The organism is Arthrobacter sp. 'calajunan', from assembly GCF_046940185.1.
Lineage (GTDB): Bacteria > Actinomycetota > Actinomycetes > Actinomycetales > Micrococcaceae > Glutamicibacter > Glutamicibacter soli.
This window is the reverse complement of record NZ_JBKZDY010000001.1, coordinates 97865-114708: the sequence shown is the minus strand read 5'-3', so window position 1 is coordinate 114708 and position 16844 is coordinate 97865. Positions and strand designations below refer to the sequence as shown.

At 66.1% G+C, this 16844-nt stretch carries 15 protein-coding genes and 1 tRNA gene; 1 reads left to right on the top strand and 15 read right to left on the bottom strand.

What is annotated here, in order from left to right; genetic code table 11:
* Positions 1-14 precede the first annotated feature (14 nt).
* From RF641_RS00545 to argS, 15 genes are all read right to left on the bottom strand, one after another.
* Positions 15-827 carry a F0F1 ATP synthase subunit delta gene (locus tag RF641_RS00545; protein ID WP_047118748.1) on the bottom strand — a complete coding sequence of 271 codons (813 nt, stop codon included), beginning with the start codon at positions 825-827 and terminating at the stop codon, positions 15-17.
* Positions 827-1381: a F0F1 ATP synthase subunit B gene (locus RF641_RS00540; RefSeq protein WP_047118747.1), complete on the bottom strand. Its 555-nt coding sequence runs from the start codon at positions 1379-1381 to the stop codon at positions 827-829. Before RF641_RS00540 ends, RF641_RS00545 begins: the two co-directional genes overlap by 1 nt.
* 80 nt (positions 1382-1461) lie before the next feature.
* On the bottom strand, positions 1462-1668 hold the full coding sequence (locus tag RF641_RS00535; protein WP_022876338.1) for an ATP synthase subunit C: 207 nt from the start codon (positions 1666-1668) through the stop codon (positions 1462-1464).
* 105 nt (positions 1669-1773) lie between these two features.
* Positions 1774-2586 carry a F0F1 ATP synthase subunit A gene (gene atpB, locus RF641_RS00530; RefSeq protein WP_047118746.1) on the bottom strand — a complete coding sequence of 271 codons (813 nt, stop codon included), beginning with the start codon at positions 2584-2586 and terminating at the stop codon, positions 1774-1776.
* 263 nt (positions 2587-2849) lie between these two features.
* A complete protein-coding gene (locus RF641_RS00525) occupies positions 2850-3284 on the bottom strand; it encodes a hypothetical protein (RefSeq protein ID WP_047120647.1) in 435 nt (144 codons plus the stop codon).
* Positions 3285-3450: 166 nt separating this feature from the next.
* The gene (locus RF641_RS00520) at positions 3451-4569 is read right to left on the bottom strand and encodes an MraY family glycosyltransferase (RefSeq protein WP_424572154.1); all 1119 of its coding nucleotides are present in this window, start codon (positions 4567-4569) and stop codon (positions 3451-3453) included.
* Positions 4566-5252, bottom strand: coding sequence for an L-threonylcarbamoyladenylate synthase (locus RF641_RS00515; protein WP_047118744.1), 687 nt, complete (start codon positions 5250-5252; stop codon positions 4566-4568). The genes RF641_RS00520 and RF641_RS00515 overlap by 4 nt, the downstream gene beginning before the upstream one ends.
* 37 nt (positions 5253-5289) lie before the next feature.
* Positions 5290-6165 (bottom strand): peptide chain release factor N(5)-glutamine methyltransferase, encoded by an 876-nt coding sequence (gene prmC, locus RF641_RS00510; protein WP_424572153.1) that lies wholly within the window; start codon positions 6163-6165, stop codon positions 5290-5292.
* Between the two features lie 17 nt (positions 6166-6182).
* A complete protein-coding gene (gene prfA / locus RF641_RS00505; RefSeq protein WP_047118742.1) occupies positions 6183-7256 on the bottom strand; it encodes a peptide chain release factor 1 in 1074 nt (357 codons plus the stop codon).
* A gap of 155 nt (positions 7257-7411) precedes the next feature.
* Positions 7412-9610, bottom strand: coding sequence for a transcription termination factor Rho (gene rho / locus RF641_RS00500; RefSeq protein ID WP_424572152.1), 2199 nt, complete (start codon positions 9608-9610; stop codon positions 7412-7414).
* Between the two features lie 337 nt (positions 9611-9947).
* Complete coding sequence (thrB, locus tag RF641_RS00495) at positions 9948-10877, bottom strand: homoserine kinase (RefSeq protein WP_053797787.1); 930 nt, start codon at positions 10875-10877, stop codon at positions 9948-9950.
* A gap of 139 nt (positions 10878-11016) precedes the next feature.
* The gene (gene thrC / locus RF641_RS00490; protein WP_047118739.1) at positions 11017-12117 is read right to left on the bottom strand and encodes a threonine synthase; all 1101 of its coding nucleotides are present in this window, start codon (positions 12115-12117) and stop codon (positions 11017-11019) included.
* Between the two features lies 1 nt (position 12118).
* Complete coding sequence (locus RF641_RS00485) at positions 12119-13408, bottom strand: homoserine dehydrogenase (RefSeq protein WP_047118738.1); 1290 nt, start codon at positions 13406-13408, stop codon at positions 12119-12121.
* Positions 13409-14830, bottom strand: a complete 1422-nt coding sequence (gene lysA / locus RF641_RS00480; protein WP_424572151.1) for a diaminopimelate decarboxylase — start codon at positions 14828-14830, stop codon at positions 13409-13411. It abuts the gene before it with no gap.
* Positions 14831-14836: 6 nt separating this feature from the next.
* Entirely contained in the window at positions 14837-16480 is a 1644-nt protein-coding gene (gene argS, locus RF641_RS00475) for an arginine--tRNA ligase (protein ID WP_047118736.1), read from the bottom strand.
* A 152-nt stretch (positions 16481-16632) separates the two neighbouring features.
* On the opposite strand from argS, the gene RF641_RS00470 reads away from it, so the two are divergent.
* Positions 16633-16708, top strand: a tRNA-Arg gene (locus tag RF641_RS00470).
* Positions 16709-16844 lie beyond the last annotated feature (136 nt).

Sequence of the window (16844 nt, the reverse complement as noted above, 5' to 3'; positions counted from 1 at the left end):
CCCTGGCAAAAGTTCTAGCCGGCCAGGGCGCGGCGCAACTCGGCCACACGAGATGCCACGGAAGCGTCGACAACTTCGTCGCCCACCTTGACTACCAGGCCGCCGATCAGCGACGGATCGGTAGTGACGTTGAGCTTCAGCTGGCGACCATAAACCTTGTTCAAGCTGGTCTCCAGGCGCTCAAGCTGAGCCTCGGAAAGCTTCACAGTGCTGGTCACCGAGGCGATCCAACGCTGCTGGCGCTTGGCCACAAGCTCAACGAAACGCTCAATCAGAGCAATGGGCTTCAGCCCGCGAGGGGCCGAAATTGCCTGGGAGATCAACACCTGCGCGGTCCGCGACGCGTTGGGCACGAGTTTGAGCGCCAGAGCGCTCTTTGCCTCGGCTGGGGCCTGCGCATCATCCAACGCACGCTGCAGTTCGTGGTTAGAACGAACCACCTCGATGAAGGAGAACAGATCCTGCTCCAGCTTGGCCAGCCCCGAAGCGCCGTCCTGCTGCTCGGCCACTGCGGTCACCGCAGTGACAGCCAGCGTTTCGAGCGCATCGCTAATGTCGCGTTCCGAGCTCCAGCGAGTGGAAGCCAGCTGGGCGACGGTGGACTCGGCGTCAGCCGAAACCTTTCCGCGCAGCAGCTGTGCCAACAGGCTTGCCTTCTCGGCAGCTTCACGGGCCGGATCAGTCAATGCTCGGCGAAGACCGGCATTTGCATCCAGTACTTCCAGGACCGCGAACAGTTCCTTCGGCAGCTCCAAAGATGCCAGTGCCAACTTGGGTTCCAGGAACTCCAAAGCCTTTGCCAATGACTCGCTCGATACACTTGCCATTAGTTCGATGCACCTGCGTTCTGCTGAGCTTCCAAATCGTTCAGGAACTGATCAACCACGCGCTGGGCACGGGCATCGTCCTTCAGAGCTTCGTCAACAATCTTGCTTGCAAGTTCGGTGGCCAAAGCGCCCACGTCGGTGCGAAGCGACGACAGAGCGGCGGTGCGCTCGGCCGAGATCTGACGCTGAGCCTGCTCGCTGATGCGAGTAGCCTCGTCGGTTGCCTTGGTCTTCAGATCCTCGAGGATCTGAGCACCTTCGCTGCGAGCTTCCTCGCGGATGCGGTTAGCCTCGGTGCGAGCTTCCAGAAGCTGGGCCTTGTACTGTGCCAAGGTCTCCTCTGCTTCCTTCTGTGCTGCCTCGGCCTTCTCCAGGCCACCTTCGATCGCGGTGACGCGATCTTCGTAGGACTGCTCGAACTTCGGAGCAATCACCTTGATGACGATGAACAGAAGGACCGCGAAACCAACACCCGTGACGAGAATTTCCCACGGATTTGGCATCAGCGGATTGACCGATTCGCCCGCAGCGAGGATGAAGTCAGTGCTATTCATACTCACCATTCCTTATCTATTAGTTTCCACTTGTGTGTACGCCTCGCGATAGTGGCGAGGCCACTACAGCCGGGAAAGACTTACTTGATAACGAAGGCGAAAACCAGGCCCAGGATGGCCAGTGCTTCAGCAAGTGCGAAGCCGAGCATAGCGATTGGCTGCAGGATGCGCTGTGCCTCTGGCTGACGTGCAACGCCGTTGATGTAAGCAGCGAAGATCAGACCAACGCCGATAGCCGAACCAATTGCTGCCAGACCGTAACCGATCATATTCAGGGAGCCGCTCATGCGATTATTCCTTTCAAGATACCGTGCTTCTTGCCGGTAGGTTGTGAGGTTTTCCTTGAATCAATCAAGGAAGAACTATTGGGTTTGAGTAAAGAAGAAATGGCCTTAGTGGGCGTCGGCTTCAAGCGCGCCTTGGATGTAGATCGCGGTCAGCAGCGTAAACACGAACGCCTGCAGAACCATGATCAACAATTCGAGGAAGTACATAGCTACCGAACCGGCGATGACCAGAACACCAACACCATTCAGTGCCAGCGATTCCTGAACGACGATCAAGTGGCGTGCACCTGAGGCTGCCAGCATCACGATGATGTGGCCTGCCAGCATCGTTGCCATGAGACGCAGCGAGTGCGTCAGTGGGCGGACGATGAAGTTCGAAATGATTTCCAAAGGCACCAGCAGGATCAGCATCACCGGGCTCACGCCCGCTGGAGTAACTGCCAGCTTGAAGTAACGAATACCGTGATTCTTCAGACCTACGGCAATCCAGGTGCCGTAGATGATGATTGCCATTGCGTATGCAGAGCCAGCGTGTGAGAACGATGGAAGCTGCAGGAACGGGATGGCACCGAAGAGGTTATTCAGCAAGACGAAGAAGAACGTCGCGAACAGCAGCGGAATCCATGGACGGAAGTTCTTTTCGCCGATGATGTCGCGGCCGATGCCGTTACGCACGAAGGCGTAGCCGGACTCAGCGAGGTACTGCATCTTGCCTGGAACCAATTTAGGGTTCTTGATAGCTGCGGTGAAGAACCAAGAGATAAGCACGATCGACAGGACGATCATGAGCATCTGCTTGCCGAAACCCGTACCGTACTCAGCCATCCACGGGAAAATCTCCGGGAGGTGGGTATCGGATACGGTTGGCGGGACAAATCCGCCTTCTTCTGAGGCCATTGGGAGCGCAAACGCGAACAACGCGCTGTCCTCTCTGCAGTAACGGTCACGGGCAAAAGGCGGTGACTGGCGGTAACTGCCTTTCACCGTGTGAAGAAAAGATCAAACGGGTACTTCTCACAGCTGTCGCCGGTAGCATCAACTCTGATAAGTGCGACCCCGGGTTTCCCCGAGGATGTTTCCGATTCGTCCGCAGGCAATTAAGCGCACGGCCGAAAATGACCCGTTAGTAAGCTTATCAAACTCACAGCATCTCTCTGACATAAGCGTCAGAGCTCTTAGCCCTATTCCTCGTTATAGATGGCAAGGCGAGCCTTCATGAAGGCTCGGACCTCGCCGACCTGCCAGGCAACAAGGGATACGGCTGCAGCGAGTACGAAAGCCTGACGATCAACCCAAGCGGGCAATCCCAGGCTCAACAGAACGAAGGCGACGCCGAACACCTTGATGACGAATGTCGCCAAGAACGCGGGCATGGCCCACGAGCGGCGGATTCGTCCTGCAGCTTCAGCGATCAGAATGCCAATAGCGAAAAAGCCAATAACCACACCGGCGGCAAAAGCGCCGGATAACGCGTACTCAAGATCGGCAAGCAGCCAAGAAATCAGGAAAAAGGCTGCGGTCGCGATGATCGAGTACACCATTGACAGGCCCAGAATCGGCAACCAGATGGACTTCGATCCAGACGAAGCACTGACGCGGGCAGAACCAGAAGCCAAGTCCGCATCCTTCCTTCGTCTAAATCGATGATCCATGGTGCACCTATCGATGCTGATGAAACTCAAAACCCCCTGCGAACAAAACTGTTCCGGGAGAAGATCCATATTGAATTCTACACGAGATAGAAACAGTTTGTGGGAGGTGGCGGCATGATACCCGAATTGGCTACTTGGACAACTTCTTGCGTAGCGCACCCAACCGGTCGACCACCAGTGGTTTCCATGTGGCAAGTCCCACACCGATAAACAGCAAGATGACGATCGGAACCATCAGAACGACGGGGATGAACGCGATCGAGACCACCGATACGGCGATGAAGCCGGCCCACAGGTACAGCAGGATCACCGCACGGCGCACCGAGTGACCCTGCGCGAGCATCTTGTGGTGGATGTGCTTGGCGTCCGGCGAAAAGGGTGAGCGTTTGTTGGCCAGCCGGCGCAGCACCGAGAGCACAAGGTCCAGTACTGGTAGGAAGACGATCACCATCGGCAGCAACATCGGCATGTAGGCCGGGATGTTGCGGAAGCGCTGGGCTTCCAAGCCCTGCACGTCACCGGTCACCGCGATCGTGGCCACCGAGAGGATCATGCCGATGGCCAGCACGCCGCTCTCCCCCATGAAGATGTTCGCGGGGTTGAAGTTGTGCGGCAGGAACCCCAGGCACGCGCCCAGCAGCAGGGAGCACAAAAGCGCACCCATGTTGGCGTAGTCGTCGGCGCTGACGTGCGTGGCCAGCACATAGGAGTAGACGAAGAACGTGGCCGCGCCGATGGCCGCGAGCCCGGCGGCCAGCCCGTCGAGCCCGTCGGAGAAGTTGATCGCGTTCATCGTGAGCACGATCAGGAAGATGGTGATGGCGATCTGGATCCAGGTGTGCTCGATTTGCCAGGAACCCACGGGCAGCGACTGGATCACGATTCCGTGCCCGGCGACGATCCCGCCCACCAGGACTTGGCCGCTGGCCTTGATCCACCAGCGCAGATCGAACATGTCGTCGGCGAGCCCAAGGATAAGGATCACCAGCAGCGCCAGCACGATGCCGGTGATGGGTTCGGTGTTCCCGAAGACCCCGCGGAAGAAGCTGAGCTGACTGGCCAGCCCGAGCCCGAGCGCGAACGCGGCGATGATCGCCACGCCGCCGAACTTCACGATCGGCTTCTCGTGCTGGTCGCGGGCACGGACCTTCTGGTTGCCGGTGAACCTCTCGCCCACCGAGCGGACGATGGGGGTAAGCAGGAAGGAGACCGCGAAACTGAACGCGATCAGCAGGACGTAGCTTCTCATGCGCCCTGGCCGGAGTCGTCCTGTCCCAAGTCGAGAATGGCGGGGACGACCACGCGCAGCTCCTCGATGGAGATGGCGCCGGAGCGCACGACCTGCAGCCGCGCGCCGGTGCAGTCCACGATGGTCGAGGGCAGGGTCTCGGCGTCGTCCTGTGCGGCACGCGAGCCGCCGTCCAGGTACACGTCCACCGAATCGCCCAGCTGGGCCACGGCCTCGTCGGCGGTGGTGGCGGCCGGGTTGCCGGTGCGGTTGGCGGAGGAGACGGCCAGCGGACCGGTAGCGGCCAGCAGCTCCAGGGCGGTTTCATCGTTCGGGACGCGCAGCGCCACGGTGCCGCGGGTCTCCCCCAGGTCCCAGGTCAGCGAGGGCTGCGCCTGCAGGATCAGGGTCAGTCCCCCGGGCCAGAAGGCCTCGGCGAGCTTGCGGGCCTCGTCAGGGATGTCGCGGGCCAGCCCGTCCATGGTGGCGGCCTGGGCGATCAGCACCGGCGGCGGCATGGTGCGGCTGCGGCCCTTGGCCGCCAGCAGCATCGCCACGCCTTGCGCGCTGAACGCGTCGGCGCCGATCCCGTAGACCGTATCGGTAGGCAGGACGATGCAGCGCTGGGCCGACAGCGCGGTGCGCGCCGCCTCGATGCCTGCAGCGTGTTCCTGCTCGTTGCTGACCAAAAATCGTGTGCTCACGGGATCATTCTTTCATGTGGGGTGGTGGGTGGGTAGTTCAGCGCGGCGCGCGGCCGCTGGTCGAGCGCGGGCGCCCGGACAGGTCCGGGTGCCCGGCGACGGCCGTGAAACCAGCGTCGCGCAGCAGCTGGGCGGCGGAATCCTGCTGCACCTCGGCGTGCTCCATGACGAACAGTCCCCCGGGGCGCAGCAGGCGCAGCGCCTCGGCGGCGATGGCGCGCGGGATCTGCAGCCCGTCCTCGCCCAGCCCGTAGAGGGCCATCTGCGGGTCGTGGTCGCGCACCTCTGGTTCGCGCGGCACCGCATTGGGCGGGATGTAAGGCGGGTTGGAGATCACCAGGTCCATGCTGCCGTGCAATGGCGCCGGCAGCGCGGAGGCGTCGCGGTGCAGCACCGTGACGCCCAGCGGCTCGCAGTTGGCCCGGGTGTAGCCGATGGCGTCCTCGGAGAGCTCCACGGCCCACACGGAGGCCTGCGGGACCTCGCTGGCCAGCGCGGCGGCGATGGCCCCGGAACCGGAGCACAGGTCAGCGCAGCGGGGGGCCGCAAGCCCTTGCTCGGCCAGGAAGTCCAGGCCCAGCTGGACCACGGTCTCGGTTTCCGGGCGCGGCGAGAACACTCCGGGCCCGACCTTCAGGGTCAGGTAGCGGAAGTGGCCTTCGCCGGTCAGGTGCTGCAGCGGGATGCGCGCGGCGCGGCGTTCGAGCAGCGCGGCGTACTGCGTGAGCTGCGGCTCGGAGAAGGAATCCCCGCGCAGTTCGCGCAGCTTCAGCTCGGAGCGCTCGATGCCCAGCACGTGGCAGGCCAGCAGGTCGGCGTCGACCGCGGGGCTGGGCACGCCGGCTGCGGCGAGCTGTCCCAGCGCGGCGCGGCGCACGGCGGACAGCTCGCGGACGGATAGCGGATTCTCCACGGGTGCGCGGGCGCCTGCTACTCGCCCAGCGCCGCCAGGCGCTCTTCCTCGTCCATCTGGATGCAGGATTCGATGACCGGCTCCAGGTCGCCGTCCATCACCGCGTCCAGGTTGTAGGCCTTGTACCCGGTGCGGTGGTCCGCGATGCGGTTTTCCGGGTAGTTGTAGGTGCGGATGCGCTCGGAGCGGTCCATGGTGCGGATCTGGCTGGCGCGCACGGCGGAGTTCTCTGCGTCGATGATCTCCTGCTGGTGGGCCAGCAGGCGCGAGCGCAGCACGCGCATGGCGGCTTCGCGGTTCTGGATCTGCGACTTCTCGTTCTGCATGGCGACCACGATGCCGGTAGGCAGGTGGGTGATGCGCACGGCGGAATCGGTGGTGTTCACCGACTGGCCGCCGGGGCCCGAGGAGCGGTAGACGTCGATCTTCAGGTCGTTGGCGTGGATGTCCACTTCTTCGGGCTCGTCGACCTCTGGCAGCACCAGCACGCCGGCGGCCGAGGTGTGGATGCGGCCCTGGGATTCGGTGACCGGCACGCGCTGTACGCGGTGCACGCCGCCCTCGAACTTCAGGTGGGCGTAGACGCCCTCTGCCGGGTCGCTGGACTTGCCCTTGATCGCGACCTGGGCATCCTTGTAGCCGCCGAGGTCGGACTCGTTGTAGGAGATCATCTCGACCTTCCAGCCCTTGTGCTCCGCGTAGCGGGTGTACATGCGCAGCAGGTCAGCGGCGAACAGGGCGGCCTCGTCGCCGCCCTCGCCGCCCTTAACCTCGAGGATCACGTCGCGCGCGTCGTTCTCGTCGCGCGGGATCAGCAGGCGGCGCAGCTTCTCCTCCAGTTCGGGCAGCTGCGCGGTGAGGGTTTCGACCTCTTCGGCGAAGTCCGGATCTTCGTCGGCCATTTCCTTGGCGGCTTCCAGGTCCTCGGTGGCGCTGTTCCACTTGTTGTAGGCCTCGACGATGCCGTTCAGCTGCGCGGAGCGGCGGCCGAGCTTGCGGGCCACTGACTGGTCGGCGTAGACGGACGGGTCGGAGAGCTTCGCCTGAATCTCGGCGTGCTCCTCAAGTAGCGACTTGACGGATTCAAACATGGGGCTGCTCTTCCTTTGTTCTGCGCGGCTCTGGCCAGCGGCCACGAAGGGCCGGGTTAAATTCTATGTCTTAAGCGCCATGGTAGGTGACGCGCCGATGGCGTCCAGCCGGCCGGACAGGTGCCGGCCGGCTGGACGCCATGGGTTTTTGAACGCTAGTGCTTGTCCGGTGTGGTCTTGTTCACCAGCATCAGGAACTCTGCGTTGGACTGGGTCTCGCGGATCTTGCCGGTGAGAACCTCCAGCGCCTGCTGCGGATCGATGCCCGAGAGCATGCGGCGCAGGCGCCACATGATGCGCACCTCTTCGGCGCTCATCAGCTGCTCTTCGCGGCGGGTGGAGGACGCGTTGACGTCGACCGCCGGGAAGATGCGCTTCTCGGCCAGCTGGCGCGACAGGCGCAGCTCCATGTTGCCGGTGCCCTTGAACTCCTCGAAGATGACCTCGTCCATCTTGGATCCGGTCTCCACCAGGGCGGTGGCCAGGATGGTCAGCGAGCCGCCGTTCTCGATGTTGCGGGCGGCGCCGAAAAAGCGCTTGGGCGGGTACAGCGCCGCGGAGTCCACGCCGCCGGACAGGATGCGGCCCGAGGCCGGAGCGGCCAGGTTGTAGGCGCGGCCCAGGCGGGTCATCGAGTCAAGCAGCACAACGACGTCCATGCCCATTTCCACCAGGCGCTTGGCGCGCTCGATGGCCAGCTCGGCCACGGTGGTGTGGTCGTCGGCCGGGCGGTCGAAGGTCGAGGCGATGACCTCGCCCTTGACGGTGCGCTGCATGTCGGTGACTTCTTCGGGACGCTCGTCCACCAGCACCATCATCAGGTGCACCTCTGGGTTGTTGGTGGTGATCGCGTTCGCGATGGACTGCAGGATCAGGGTCTTGCCGGCCTTCGGAGGCGAGACGATCAGGCCGCGCTGGCCCTTGCCGATCGGTGCGACCAGGTCGATGACGCGCGGGCCGACCAGCTTCGGATCGGTCTCCAGGCGCAGGCGCTCGGTCGGGTACAGCGGCACCAGCTTGTTGAATTCGACGCGCTCGCGGTTGTCCTCCGGCTTCTTGCCGTTCACCGAAGTCAGCTGCACCAGGGCGTTGAACTTCTGGCGCGGGTTCGGGGTCTCGCCCTCGCGCGGTGCGCGAATGGCGCCGACGATGGCGTCGCCCTTGCGCAGGTTGTACTTCTTGACCTGGCCTAGGGTGACGTAGACGTCGTTCGGGCCGGGCAGGTAGCCGGCGGTGCGGACGAATGCGTAGTTCTCCAGCACGTCCAGGATGCCGGCGATCGGCAGCAGCACGTCGTCCTCGCTCAGCTGCGGCTCGTCGTCCTCGCGGCGGCCGCGGCGGTTGCGGTTGTTCCGGTCGTTGCGATCCTGGTTGCGGTCATTGCGATCGTTGCGATCGCGGCGGTTGCCGCGCTCGCTGCGGTCGTTGTTGCGCTCACGGCGGTTGGCGTTGCGCTCATTGCGCTCGTTGCGCTCCTGGTTGCGATCGCGGCGCTCCTCCGACTGCTCGGACGCGTCCTGCTCGGAAGACTCGTTGCGGTCGCCGCCGCGGTCATTTCGGTCGTTGCCACGGTCGTTGCGGTCGTTGTTGCGCTCACGGCGGTTGCCACGCTCACGGCGGTTGCCGCGCTCGCGGCGCTCTTCGCGCTGCTCGCCGGACTTCTCCGCCTCGGCGTTCTCCGCGGCATCGGCTTCGGCCGGAGCGGTCTTGGCCTCGGCGGCCGGGGCGTCGGCATCCTGTGCCGGAGCCTCGGATGCCTGCTCTGCCTTAGCGGCGCGGTTGTTGCGGCGCTGGCGCGGTGCGCGTTCCTTGGCCGGTGCGGCGGCTTCCTCGGCCGGCGCGTCCACTGCGGCTTCGGCCTGGGCCGGTGCCTCGGTGGTCGCTGCCTTGGCGGCGTCGTCCTTGGCGGTGATCTTGCCGGAGTCGGTCACGCGGCGCGAGGTGCGGCGGGCGCGGGCCGGCTTTTCAGCCTTCGGCTCGGCGGCCTGCGGGGCCTCAGCTGCTTCCTGGGCGGGGGCTGCGTCGGCCTTCGGGGCCTCTGCGGCGGCCTTCGGTGCGCGACGGGTACGGGTGGTCTTGGCCGGCGCTTCCTTGGCGGCTGGCGCCTGGGCTGCGTCGGCCTTCGGCTCGGCGGCCTTGGCAGCTTCCGCGTCCTTGGCGGCGATCGAGCCGCCGCGCTGGTGGGAGCTGATGGCGGCGACCAGGTCGGCCTTGCGCATGCGCGATCCGCCGGTGATGCCGAGCTGCGACGCCAGCTGCTGCAGCTGGGTCATCTTCAAGGAGGCCAGGCCGGAGCTCTTGGTCTCGGAAGTCTTGGTGTCCACGCCTTCGTTGAGGCTCGTGGTTTCGGTCACGAAAATTCCTTCTGACTCGTAGGATGGGCTGCCTGCGGCAGTCCCACTGTGCCGTAAATATGAGGTGTTGCAGCCCAGAATGAGAGGCTGTTCCACCGAAAACCCGACCCGCCCTCAGGTATCACCGGTGATGGCGGGAAACTGGGTTTGAAAACTGATATCTCGACGGCACGACTGTGCATGGATGTGGGATATCAAGGGTGCTGCGAGCTGCAGGAAAAATCCGGAACGGCTGGACGGCTGCGACAGGCACGGTGCGCCGATCGCGTCCGCTTCAACACTCGCCATAAGGTTCATCATCGGGCTGGCGCCCGCATGATCCGGTCTGCCTTGAGTGCTACAGCACTTCTACTGTAACACCGTTGGCGGCCAGGCGCGGAAATTCAGCACGCCAGGAAACCGAAGATTGTGCGGAGAACTGCTCGATGAGCTCCCCTGCCAGGCGTTCCTGGGCGTCGCCGGCCACCAGCGCAAGCACTGTCGGGCCCGCCCCGGAGACCACCGCGGCCAGCTGGTGCTCGCGCAAAAGCGCGATCAGCGCGCTGCTTTCGGGCATCGAAGCGGCCCGGTAGGACTGGTGCAGGTAGTCGACGGTGCCGCCGAGCAGGTGGGACGGGTCGTTGCTCAGCGCGTGGATCAGTAGCGCGCCGGAGGCAGTGTTCGCCGCCGCATCTGCGTGGGCGATCTGCGCGGGAAGCACCCCGCGGGCCACCTCGGTGGACAGGCCGTTGGACGGGATCGCCAGCACCGCGCGGACCTGCGTGTGCACCGGGACCAGGGCGCAGCTGAAGGTCCCGTCGGCATTGGTCGCGGAAATGCTCAGCCCGCCGTAGACCGCCGGGGCGACGTTGTCCGGGTGGCCTTCCCAGGCCGCGGCGGCCTGGAAGACTGCGTCCAGTCCCCCGCGCTCGGCGGCCGGCAGCAGCGCATCGGCCGCGGCGTAGGCGGCGACGATCGCGGCGGCGGAGGAGCCCATGCCGCGGGCGTGCGGGATGTTGTTGGCCGCCTTCAGCTCGATGCCGACCGGCGCGAAGCCGCGCTGCTCCCAGTAGCGGTGCATCTCGCGGATGATCAGGTGGGATTCGTCACGCGGCAGGCTGTCGGCCCCGTCGCCGCTAATCTGCACGGTGCTCTGCGGCGCGGTGCGGATCTCCAGCCGGTCGCGGAATTCCAGCGCGAGGCCCAGCGAGTCGAACCCGGGGCCCAGGTTGGCGGTGGTGGCGGGCGGGGCGACGACCAGGTGCTGGCCCAGGGCGATCTGCTGCATGGGTTCCTTCGAGGTGGTGAGCTTCAGGTGGTGAGCTAGGGGTGATGAGTGCGGAGGGGCGCCGGAACGCGCAGCGGCCCGCCACGGCCGCACCGGGTGCCGGTGCGGCGGCGACGGGCCGGCAGGCAGCGGGCGGCGTCTAGGACAGGCCCAGTGCGGTGGCGACTTCCACCACGTCGAAGCCGACCTTGGTGGGGGCGACGGCCGAGCCGTCGGCCTGCTTCAGGGCCCAGTCCGGGTCCTTCAGGCCGTGGCCGGTCACGGTGATCACGATCTTCTTGCCCGACGGCACGTTGCCTGCGGCGTGGTGCTTGATCAGGCCCGCGACGCCTGCCGCGGAGCCCGGCTCCACGAAAACGCCCTCGCGGGAGGAGAGCCAGCGGTGCGCGGCGAGGATCTCGTCGTCGGTCACCGAGTCGATGAGGCCGCCGGACTCGTCGCGCGCTTCCTCGGCCTGGGCCCAGGAGGCGGGGTTGCCGATGCGGATGGCGGTGGCGATGGTGTCCGGCTCGGTCACCGGGTGGCCCAGCACGATCGGTGCGGCGCCGGCGGCCTGGAAGCCCCACATGATCGGGGTCCTGGTGGATACCGGGGCGAGCACGGCGCCGGCCTGGTTGGTGAACTCGGAGGCGTACTCCTTGTAGCCCTTCCAGTAGGCGGTAATGTTGCCCGCGTTGCCCACCGGCAGCACGTGGTAGTCGGGGGCGTCGCCCAGGAAGTCGACGACCTCGAAGGCGCCGGTCTTCTGGCCCTGGATGCGGGCCGGGTTCACGGAGTTGACCAGGAACACCGGATAGTTCTCGCTCAGCTTGCGGGCGACCTCAAGGCAGTTGTCGAAGTTGCCGTCGATCTGGATGATGTCGGCGCCGTGCGCGATCGCCTGGGAGAGCTTGCCCATGGAGATCTTTCCGTCCGGCACCAGCACCGCGCACTTCAGCCCGGCCTGGGTGGCGTAGGCTGCGGCGGAGGCGGAGGTGTTGCCGGTGGAGGCGCACACCACTGCCTTGGCGCCGGCGGCGACCGCGGCGGTCATCGCCATGGTCATGCCGCGGTCCTTGAAGGAGCCGGTCGGGTTCATGCCCTCGACCTTCAGGTACACCTCGCTGCCGGTCAGCTGGGACAGGGCGGGGGCGAAGACGAGCGGGGTGCCGCCTTCGCCGAGCGTGATGACCTTGGTGTTCTCGTCTACTGGCAGACGGTCGGCATATTCGCGGATGACTCCGCGCCACTGGTGGGCCACGTTAGTTTCCTTCAACTCGCATAACGGATGTAACAGAGTGCACCGCGTCCAGCGCCGCGACGGCGTCGACGGTGGTGCGCAGGGCCGCTTCGGCGCCCCGGTGGGTCAGGATGCGCAGCGCGGAGCCCTCGCCGTCGGCATCGCTGTGCTGGCTCATGGACTCGATCGAGACGCCGTGCTCGCCGAAGACCGCGGCGATGCTCGCGAGCACGCCCGGCTGGTCCTTGACCGACAGCCCGATCCAGTAGCTGGTGGTGATCTGCTCGAAGTCCAGCAGGTTCACCGGCTGGTCGGCCGAGCCGTTAGGCAGCCCGGCCCCGGCGGCCAGCTGGCGGGCCACGGCGACGACGTCGCCCATGACTGCCGAGGCGGTCGGGTTGCCGCCCGCGCCGGCGCCGTAGAACATCAGGTCCCCGGCGTTTTCCGCCTCGACGAACACCGCGTTGAACGCGCCGCGGACACTGGCCAGCGGGTGGCTGCGCTTGATCAGCGAAGGGTAGACGCGCACCGAGACTCCGGCTTCGGCGTGCTCCGCGATCGCCAGCAGCTTGATGACGTAGCCGGCCTCGGCGGCGGCGGCCACGTCCTGCGCGCTCACCTCGGTGATGCCTTCGGTGTGCACCTGGTCCGAGGAGACGGTGGTGTGGAACGCCAGCGAGGCGAGGATCGCGGCCTTCGCGGCGGCGTCGTGCCCGCCCACGTCGGCGGTCGGATCGGCTTCCGCGTAGCCCAGCGCCTGGGCCTGGGCGAGCACGTCGTCGAACGCGGCGCCGGTGGAGTCCATGGCGTCCAGGATGAAGTTCGTGGTGCCGTTGACGATGCCCATCACCTTGGTGATGTGATCGCCTGCCAGCGAATCGGCGATCGGGCGCAGGATCGGGATGGCCCCGGCCACGGCCGCCTCGTAGCGCAGCTGGGCGCCGTGCTCGGCGGCCAGCTGGTTCAGCTGCGCGCCCTGGGCGGCGATCAGCGCCTTGTTGCCGGTGATGACGCTCGCCCCGCGCTTCAGCGCCCGGGCGATGTAGTCACCGGCCGGGTGCAGCCCGCCGAGCAGCTCGATGACCACGTCGGCCTGGTCGATCAGCGAATTCGCGTCGGTGGTGAACAGCTCCGCGGGCAGCTGCACGTCGCGCTCGGAGGCGGTGTTGCGCACGGCGATGCCGGTCAGCTCCAGCGCCGCGCCGCTGCGGTCGGCCAGCGCCGCCGCGTCCTCAAGCAGGATCCGCGCGACCTGCGCGCCGACCGTGCCGCAGCCCAGCAGGGCGACCTTCAGGCTCTTTTCAGCGGTCAATTAAACTCCCATGTCGCGGGCCAACAAATCAGCTTCCGTTTCCCTGCGCACGATCAGACGGGCTTGGCCGTCGCGTACGGCTACCACCGCGGGGCGGGTGAGGTAGTTGTAGTTGCTCGACAGGGCCCAGCAGTAGGCTCCGGTGGCCGGCACGGCCAGCAGATCGCCGGCGGCAACGTCCTCGGGCAGGTAAACGTCCTTCACGACTATGTCACCTGACTCGCAGTGTTTCCCAACTACGCGAGAAATAATTACGTCGCTGCGCGTCACACGGCTGGCCAGCACCGCGGTGTACTGGGCGTCGTAGAGCACCGGGCGCGGGTTGTCGCTCATGCCGCCGTCCACCGACAGGTAGCGGCGCGGATGCAGCGTTCCGGAGGCGTCCTCGACCTGGACGTCCTTGCGCACGCCCACCTCGTAGAGGGTGAAGGTCGACGGGCCGGCGATGGCGCGGCCCGGCTCGATGGAGATGCGCGGGCATGCCAGGTCCAGCTCGGCGCACGTCGCGGAGACGACCTGCGCCATCTGCGCGGCCAGCTTCACCGGGGTGGAGGGATGGTCCTGCAAAGTGTAGGCGATGCCGTAGCCGCCGCCGAGGTCCAGTTCGCCCAGTTCGACGCCGTGGAGCTGTCGGATCTGCGCCAGGATGCCGAGCATGGTGCGTGCGGCCATGGCGAAGCCCTCGGCCTCGAAGATCTGCGAGCCGATGTGCGCGTGCAGTCCCAGCAGGTTCACGTTGTCCGCATCCAGGGCGCGGGCCACGGCGTCCAGCGCCGGGGAGGTGCCCGAGTCGTTGGCCAGGATGGACAGGCCGAACTTCTGGTCCTCGTGGGCGGTGGCAATGGCCTCGTGGGTGGAGGCGTGCACGCCGGGGGTGATGCGCAGCATCACGTTCGCGCGCTGGCCCAGCGCATCGGCGATGCGGATGACGCGTTCCAACTCGTCCAGCGAGTCCACCACGATGCGGCCCACGCCGGTTTCGATGGCGCGGGTGATTTCCGCGGCCGACTTGTTGTTGCCGTGCAGCGAGAGGTTCTCCCCCGGTACGCCGGCCGCGGCGGCCACTGCCAGCTCGCCGCCGGAGCAGGTGTCAAGACGCAGCCCCTCGGCGGTGACCCAGCGGGCGACCTCGGTGCACAAGAACGCCTTGCCGGCGTAGTAGACGTCCACCCCGCCACACAGGTCCTTGAAGGCCGCGTCGAACGCGGACTTGAAGCCGGCGGCGCGGGCGCGGAAGTCGTTCTCGTCGAGCACGAACAGCGGGGTGCCGAATTCCTGCGCCAGCTGCGCGACGGGGATGCCCTGCACGGCCAGCTGGCCATCGGCGCCGCGGGCCACGCCGGTGGCCCATTCGATCTCGCGCAGCGTGTTTACGTCGTTCGGGAAGTTCAGCCAAGCTGGAGCCAGCGGCGATGCGGCCATAGGGTATTACATCCTCTCCGGGGCGGAAACGCCCAGCAGTTCCAGGCCGTTGGCCAGGACGGTGGTGGTTGCGTCGTTCAGCCACAGGCGCGCGGAATGCACCGGCAGCACGTTGGTGTCCTCGCCGATCGGGGTGATGCGGGTGGCGGCGTACCACGAGTGGTAGGCGCCGGCGACCTGCTCCAGGTAGCGGGCGATGCGGTGCGGTTCGCGGAACTCGGCGGCGCCGGCAACCACCGACGGGAACTGGCCGAGCACTGCCAGCAGCTCGTTCTCGGTGGGGTCGGTCAGCTCGCTGGCGTCGAAGGACTCGCGGGTCACGTTCTTCTCCGCGGCGTTGCGGGCCGCGGCGGCGGAGCGCGCGTGGGCGTACTGCACGTAGAACACCGGGTTGTCGTTGGTGTTCTTCTTCAGCTGCTCAGGGTCCAGCGCGATCGGCGAATCGGCAGGGAAACGGCCCAGCGAGTAGCGCAGCGCGTCGGCGCCCAGCCAGTCGATCAAGTCGCGCAGCTCGATGATGTTGCCCGCGCGCTTGGACAGCTTCGCGCCGTTGACGCTGATCAGCTGGCCGATCAGCACCTCGATGTTCTTTTCCTTGTCGTCGCCCGCGCAGGCGGCGATGGCCTTCAGGCGGTTGACGTAGCCGTGGTGGTCGGCGCCGAGCAGGTAGATCTTCTCGGTGAAGCCGCGGTCCTTCTTGGACAGGTAGTAGGCGGCGTCGGCCGCAAAGTAGGTCGGCTCGCCGTTCGCGCGGATCAGCACGCGGTTCTTGTCGTCGCCGAAGTCGGTGGTGCGCAGCCAGACGGCGCCCTCCTGATCGAAGATGTGGCCCTGTTCGCGCAGGCGCGCCACGGCGTCGGCCACGGCCCCGCCCTCGTGCAAGGAGGTCTCGGAGAAGAACACGTCGAAGCTGACGCCGAAGTCCGCCAGGGTCTTCTTGATGTCTGCCATCTGCGCCTTGTAGGCCAGCTCGCGGATCTGCGGCAGCGCGGTTTCCTCGTCCAGGCCCTTCAGCTCGGGGGCTTCGGCCTCGACGATGTCTGCCAGTTCCTTGATGTACTCGCCCGGGTAGCCGCCCTCGGGCACCGGCAGGCCGTGCATGCGGTTGTAGACCGAACGGGCGAACACGTTCATCTGGTTGCCGGCGTCGTTGATGTAGTACTCGCTGGTGACATCCGCGCCGGAGGCGCGCAGCACGCGGGCGATCGCATCGCCCAGCGCGGCCCAGCGGGTGTGGCCGATGTGCAGCGGGCCGGTCGGGTTCGCGGAGACGAACTCCATGTTGACCACATGGCCGGCCAGGGAGTCGTTGGTGCCGTAGGCCTTGCCGGCCTCGACGATGGTGCGGGCCAGCTCGCCGGCGGCGGCGGCGTCCAGGGTGATGTTCAGGAAGCCGGGGCCTGCGATGTCCACGGCGCCGACTCCCGGTACCTCGGCCAGGCGGTTGGCCAGCAGCTGCGCGAAGTCGCGCGGGGCCATGCCGGCCTTCTTGCCCAGCTGGAGCGCGATGTTGGTCGCCCAGTCGCCGTGTTCACGGCTCTTGGGTCGCTCCACGCGCACGACGTCGGGGATGTCGACGGAGATTTCGCCGGCTGCTACGGCCTGGGTGAGGCATGCGGATATTGCTGCGGAGAGTTCTTCAGGAGTCACCCATCAAGACTACCGGTTTTTCGCGCTCCCCACGGGCATTCATGACGCCGCAGGCTGTGATCATGTAGGCATTCGGCGCGCAAACCGCCGTTGGCGCGGATTCCACGTTTGGCCTCGCGACCTGATAGTATTTTTTCGTTGCCCGGCAACACGCCTCTGTAGCTCAGTGGATAGAGCGTCTGCCTCCGGAGCAGAAGGCCGAAGGTTCGATTCCTTTCAGGGGCACCACCTCACCGCAGGTCCTGGTTTACGCCGGGACCTGCGGTTTTTCTGCGTCTACCCGGACGCCGCCCGGTGGCGGGGACGGCGACGGCCCCGCCGGCGAGGAGTATTCCCATCCGGCGGGGCCGTTGCCAGTTCAGCG

Coding starts and splice junctions, on each gene's coding strand:
- RF641_RS00545 (WP_047118748.1), bottom strand. CDS start 827: ATGGCAAGTGTATCGAGCGAGTCATTGGCAAAGGCTTTGGAGTTCCTG.
- RF641_RS00540 (WP_047118747.1), bottom strand. CDS start 1,381: ATGAATAGCACTGACTTCATCCTCGCTGCGGGCGAATCGGTCAATCCG.
- RF641_RS00535 (WP_022876338.1), bottom strand. CDS start 1,668: ATGAGCGGCTCCCTGAATATGATCGGTTACGGTCTGGCAGCAATTGGT.
- RF641_RS00520 (WP_424572154.1), bottom strand. CDS start 4,569: ATGAGAAGCTACGTCCTGCTGATCGCGTTCAGTTTCGCGGTCTCCTTC.
- prfA (WP_047118742.1), bottom strand. CDS start 7,256: ATGTTTGAATCCGTCAAGTCGCTACTTGAGGAGCACGCCGAGATTCAG.
- thrB (WP_053797787.1), bottom strand. CDS start 10,877: ATGCAGCAGATCGCCCTGGGCCAGCACCTGGTCGTCGCCCCGCCCGCC.
- lysA (WP_424572151.1), bottom strand. CDS start 14,830: ATGGCCGCATCGCCGCTGGCTCCAGCTTGGCTGAACTTCCCGAACGAC.